Origin of the sequence: Bacillus cereus group sp. BfR-BA-01356 (genome assembly GCF_022663635.1) — a bacterium.
In the GTDB taxonomy this organism is placed as follows: Bacteria; Bacillota; Bacilli; order Bacillales; family Bacillaceae_G; genus Bacillus_A; species Bacillus_A cereus.
Window position 1 is genome coordinate 1 of record NZ_JAKUFX010000213.1, and the last position, 5,561, is coordinate 5,561.

The following is a 5,561-nucleotide window of genomic DNA, read 5'->3' on the forward strand; positions in this document are numbered from 1 at the left end:
TTTTACATAAAATACTGGTCTAGTTTCGTGATGTCTTTTTTAAGCAATTTGTCCTTTGATAACTTCAAAAGATATTATTTTTCAGTTGACATACTACCGCAGGTCTTCTCCCTATCTATATCTATTTTATTGCCTTATAAAAAACTCACTTACATGTAATATTACTGAAAATAGGTTTTATTTTCCACACTATCAAATAATCTCTTTTTCTCAACAAAATAAAAAGACCAACGAATTATAACATTCATTGGTCTTTCATTAAAAAGTTTATTGGCTTTAAATTTGATATCGAGTATCAATTTCAAGAATTATTAAGCTTTACTAAAGCTTAAATCCCTTACTACTTTTACTCTCAACTAGCTTTATGTTCAAGTCTCAGCTTATCCGCAACCATTGCGATAAACTCAGAGTTCGTAGGTTTTGCTTTTGACATGGATACTGTATAACCGAATAAGGACGAAATAGAATCAATATTCCCACGGCTCCAAGCTACTTCAATTGCGTGACGAATTGCGCGCTCCACACGGCTTGCTGTGGTATTATATTTCTTTGCGATATCTGGATACAATACTTTCGTAATCGATCCTAATAATTCGATATCATTGTATACCATGGAGATTGCTTCTCGTAAATACATATATCCTTTAATATGAGCGGGTACACCAATTTCATGAATGATACTCGTAATACTCGCATCTAAGTTTTTCGGTTTTCCATCTACTGTTGTTGCTGATCGGAATGATGGTAGTGGACGCTTAATCATAGCGTTTGCTTTACCACTCACTTGACGAATATGACTCGTTAAATTCTCCATATCAAATGGTTTTAATATGAAATATGAGGCACCTAAGTCAACTGCTTTTTTCGTCACATCTTCTTGCCCGAATGCTGTCAACATAATTACGCTAGGCTGTTTTAACCTTTCAATATGTCGCATTTTTTCCAATACAGCTAAACCATCTAAGTGTGGCATAATAATGTCTAAAACGAGTACATCAGGTTGCTTATCTGTTAATAAGTTTAAACACTCTTGACCATTATAAGCAGTACCGATTACTTCCATATCATCTTGAGCGGCTACATAGCTCTCTAACATTGATACTAATTCTTTATTATCATCCACAAGACATACTTTAATTTTCTCCACAGCTTTTCCTCCCTTACCGAATCGATTCTCCGACATGTGTATCCTTCTAGGCTACATGAATTGTTCGACAATTGTGTGAAAATTCCCTTTTAAAGTTTCTTACTTTCCGATAAAATCACAAAAAAATATGTTTATCGTTCATTTATTCCCTTTCGCAACACATTCCATCATAGAAATACAACGAAACGTTCAACCCTTTCCTTTTATTTTACAACAAAAAACACCTCTTGCGGAGCTTTTACAAAATTTCAACGAATTTTTCAACAGAAAAAGCGAGCTAATAATATATATTAGCTCGCTTTTTTCTCTTGATCATAAATATTAATTCCAGCTTGATGTAACATCCATTCAATATGAACACCATATCCTGATGTTGGATCATTTACAAATACGTGTGTAACAGCACCAATTACTTTTCCATTTTGTACAATTGGACTTCCACTCATTCCCTGTACGATACCGCCCGTTTTCGCTAATAGACGTTTATCTGTTACTTTTATTACCATACCCTTTGTGGCTGGGAATTTTTGTTGCACTGTACTAACAACTTCAATATCAAACGCTTCTACTTTATCTTGATCAATAACTGTTAATATTTTTGCCGGTCCTTCTTTTACTTGATGAGATAATGCGATAGGCATCGCTTTATCCATTATACCGTTTTTCATATTCGTATTTAATTTTCCAAAAATACCATATGGACTATTAATTGTAATATTGCCAATCACTTCACGGTCTGGTGAGAATCTTGCTAATTTCTCCCCTGGATTCCCATGACTACCTCTTTCAATTGATGTAACTGTCGAGCGCATAATTTGTCCATCTTCGACTTGAATCGGCTTTTTCGTATCATTATCAGAAATAACATGACCAAGTGCCCCATATTTCATAGAATCTGGATGAACAAATGTCATCGTTCCAATTCCAGCTGCCGAATCACGGATATACAAGCCAATTCGATAAGACGATTCACCGTTGTCTTTTTGTAGAGTTAGCTTCGTACGAATATATTTTCCATCTCTTAACAATACAAGATTAAGCGGTTCACCTGTTTCTCCACTATTATGAATAAACGGTGCTACATCACTCATTCTTTCAATTGTTTTACCATTAATTTCAGTAATCATATCTCCAATTTGTACACCTGCTATTTCACCAGGAGATATTTTACCTTTTTCAGTTTGAATTAAATGATGGCCTACAACAAGTACACCTTTTGTATTTAATTTCACACCAATTGATTGTCCACCTGGAATCACTTTAAAATCTTTTAACACTTTCACATTTACTTTTTTCACTGGAAAACCAGCAAGCTGAAATACCATATCAGCTTCACCATTTTGATGAGAATTTACCATAAGTCCTTGTTTTTGTTCATTCGAACTCACTGTAAATACATGACGATTTGTGGATGAAGCTTTGAAAACTGGTAATGATGATATTTCTGATTGTTGTCCTTCAAAAACAACAAGTTGTTTCGGTGATGAAATAAACGTTCGAAGCGGTTTAAAACATCCAATAAAAACTAAAGAAACAAGGAGACAAAGACCTATTATTTTTCGAAATTTTTCTAATTTCAACTTGTTCACTCTCCTCGCTCCTACCCCACATTCAGCCTCTTGGCTTCACTTTTTAATCTCTCCTTGCAGTGCTTTATTTATAACCGGAAGAATTAAGAAATCGTCATTTGAGAAAAAAAGCTATCCATTACTGGATAGCCTCTGCTGTCTGTTTAAAATGATGTGCTTGCGTAAGTAATTCTTTCGCATGCTCCGTCGTTAAATCTGTGATTTCCACACCAGAAATCATTCGAGCTATTTCTGTTACTTTATCCTCCATAGTTAAAACAGTAACTGATGTAATTGTCCGATCATTCGCTACTTGTTTTCGAATAAATAAATGTGAATCTGCCATTGAAGCTACTTGAGGTAAGTGCGTAATACAAAGTACTTGCGAGTTTACTGATACTCGATAAATTTTTTCCGCAATAGCCTGCGCGACCCGGCCACTTACACCCGTATCCACTTCATCAAAAATAACAGATGCAACTCCTTGATGCTTAAAAAAAATGCTTTTTAAAGCTAAAATGATACGAGATAACTCTCCGCCAGAAGCAACCTTTGAAAGTGGTTTTAGCGGCTCTCCTGGGTTCGTTGAAATATAAAATTCCACATGATCGTAACCATCCGCCGTAAGTCTTACCGGCGCACCTTCCACAAGGGGCTCTTCTGCATTTCCTTCTCTCTTCATAATTCTCACTTCAAATTTCGTTTTTTCCATATATAATTCTTTTAATTCCTGATGAATTGCATTTGTAAGGTGTTCTGCAAGTTCATGACGCATATTACTTAACAACGTTGCTTCTTTCAGAATAACACTTTCTAATTCCTTCAACTGTTTCTTCGTCGTTTCAATATGAACGTCTTTATTTTCAATCGTAAAAATTTCCTGTTCAATTTTATCAGCATACGCTAAAATCTCTTCTACAGTATTTCCATATTTTCTCTTTAGCATACGAATTTCATTCAAACGTGTTTCGATTTCATCTAAACGATTTGGATCATATTCCATCATATCGAGCTTTTCTCTCAGTTGATAAGCAACCTCTTCTAATAAGTAATAGCTATTTGCAATTGAATCATGATTTTCCTGATACACTTCATCTAAATGTGTAATACTTTCCATTTGCCCCATTGCACTTCTTACATTATCTAACCCTTGTCCGTCGGCACTTAACGAACGATATGCATCACCTAACGCTTTATAAATCTTTTCAAAATTAGAAATTTGCAATCGTTCCTCAGTTAATTCATTTTCTTCATCCATCTTTAAATCCGCCTTGCGAATTTCTTCATGCTGAAATTGAATTAAATCTAAGCGATGTGCCATTTGTTGCTCATTTTCACTTAACGATTTCAATTGTTTTTTTAATTTTTCATAGTCAGCGTATACGTTTTGATATATGTCTAATTGTTTAACGATTCGATCCCCATCAAAGTGATCAAGCATAAACAGATGTCGTTCTTCATTCATTAAATCTTGCGTTTCGTGCTGTCCATGAATATCAACAAGTGTTTTCCCAATTTCTTTTAATATGCTAAGTGTAACAAGCTTCCCATTTACACGACATACACTCTTCCCGTTCGCAGCAATATCACGCTTTAAAATAATCATGCCATCTTCTATTTCTATATCTAACTCTTCTGCCTTTTCAATACATGGATGCTTCTCATCTTCAACATAAAATAGCCCTTCAATCTCAGCCTTTTCTGTTCCATATCGAACAAATTCTGCTGACCCACGGCCACCTACAAGTAAACTAATTGCATCAATAATAATCGATTTTCCGGCCCCTGTTTCACCGCTTAAAACCGTTAAACCTTTTTGAAAAGAAATATTTAATGCTTCAATAATAGCAAAGTTTCTAATCGATAATTCCGATAACAATGCCCCATTCACCTCGTTATAAAATAATCCCTTACTAAAGGATTTTCTCAGTTCTTCATTCAAATAATCATGCTATATATTTGTATGTATATACTCTTCTAACCCGCTTCATTGTACCAAACATTTGTTTTACGGGTCAATCCATCTATTTTCTAACTTTATGCAAACAAAATATTATATTACAATTGAAAATTCATATTTTTAACCAATAAAAATATCTTGTTCACTTTCCACTTTACGATGGAAAGCAAACAAGATTTTTTGTTACAACATATTTAAGAAACGATCAGAGACAACACCTGTATCGTCAGGTGTACGGCAAATAATTAAGCAAGTATCATCACCACAGATGGTTCCGATGATCTCATCCCACTCTAAATGATCAATAAGTGCTCCAAGTGAATGAGCGTTACCAGGCAATGTTTTTAGCACAAGCATATGTCCTGCCGTGTCTAATTTTACAAATGAATCCACTAGATTTCGTTTTAATTTTTGTAACGGGTTAAATCGTTGATCTGCTGGCAAGCTATATTTATAGCGCCCATCATGTAATGGCACCTTCACTAAGTGCAGTTCTTTAATATCGCGCGATACTGTTGCTTGCGTTACATTAAATCCCTCATTACGTAAAATATCAACTAATTCATCTTGTGTTTCAATTTCTTTGTTTGCAATAATTTCCCTGATTTTAATATGGCGCTGACCTTTATTCATACATTTGCACCTCACACTATCTCTTACCATAGTTTAAACATTGGTATACTTCACTTATTTATGTTAACTTATAATTCGTTTCTTGTACACAATTGTTTTTACAATCATTATACAATTACAGCAAAAAGAGGAACAACATATGTTATTCCCCTCGTATATTAATATTTAAGCCCTATCTCAGGCTTAGTTTTACTCTCTAATAAGAGTCCAGTAATAAAGAAAATACTTGGACGTCTCAAGATATTTCTAGATA

Annotated in this window: 4 protein-coding genes; all 4 read right to left on the reverse strand. The window is 34.4% G+C overall.

Going from position 1 to position 5,561, the window contains the following annotated elements; translation table 11 throughout:
- Positions 1 to 352 precede the first annotated feature (352 nt).
- Positions 353 to 1,147 carry a sporulation transcription factor Spo0A gene (gene spo0A / locus MR168_RS32080; RefSeq protein WP_011110369.1) on the reverse strand — a complete coding sequence of 265 codons (795 nt, stop codon included), beginning with the start codon at positions 1,145 to 1,147 and terminating at the stop codon, positions 353 to 355.
- A gap of 290 nt (positions 1,148 to 1,437) precedes the next feature.
- Positions 1,438 to 2,736, reverse strand: a complete 1,299-nt coding sequence (gene spoIVB / locus MR168_RS32085; RefSeq protein ID WP_086412470.1) for a SpoIVB peptidase — start codon at positions 2,734 to 2,736, stop codon at positions 1,438 to 1,440.
- Between the two features lie 118 nt (positions 2,737 to 2,854).
- Positions 2,855 to 4,594 (reverse strand): DNA repair protein RecN, encoded by a 1,740-nt coding sequence (gene recN, locus MR168_RS32090; RefSeq protein WP_086412469.1) that lies wholly within the window; start codon positions 4,592 to 4,594, stop codon positions 2,855 to 2,857.
- Between the two features lie 264 nt (positions 4,595 to 4,858).
- The gene (gene argR, locus MR168_RS32095) at positions 4,859 to 5,308 is read right to left on the reverse strand and encodes an arginine repressor ArgR (protein ID WP_001032580.1); all 450 of its coding nucleotides are present in this window, start codon (positions 5,306 to 5,308) and stop codon (positions 4,859 to 4,861) included.
- Between the last annotated feature and the right edge of the window lie 253 nt (positions 5,309 to 5,561).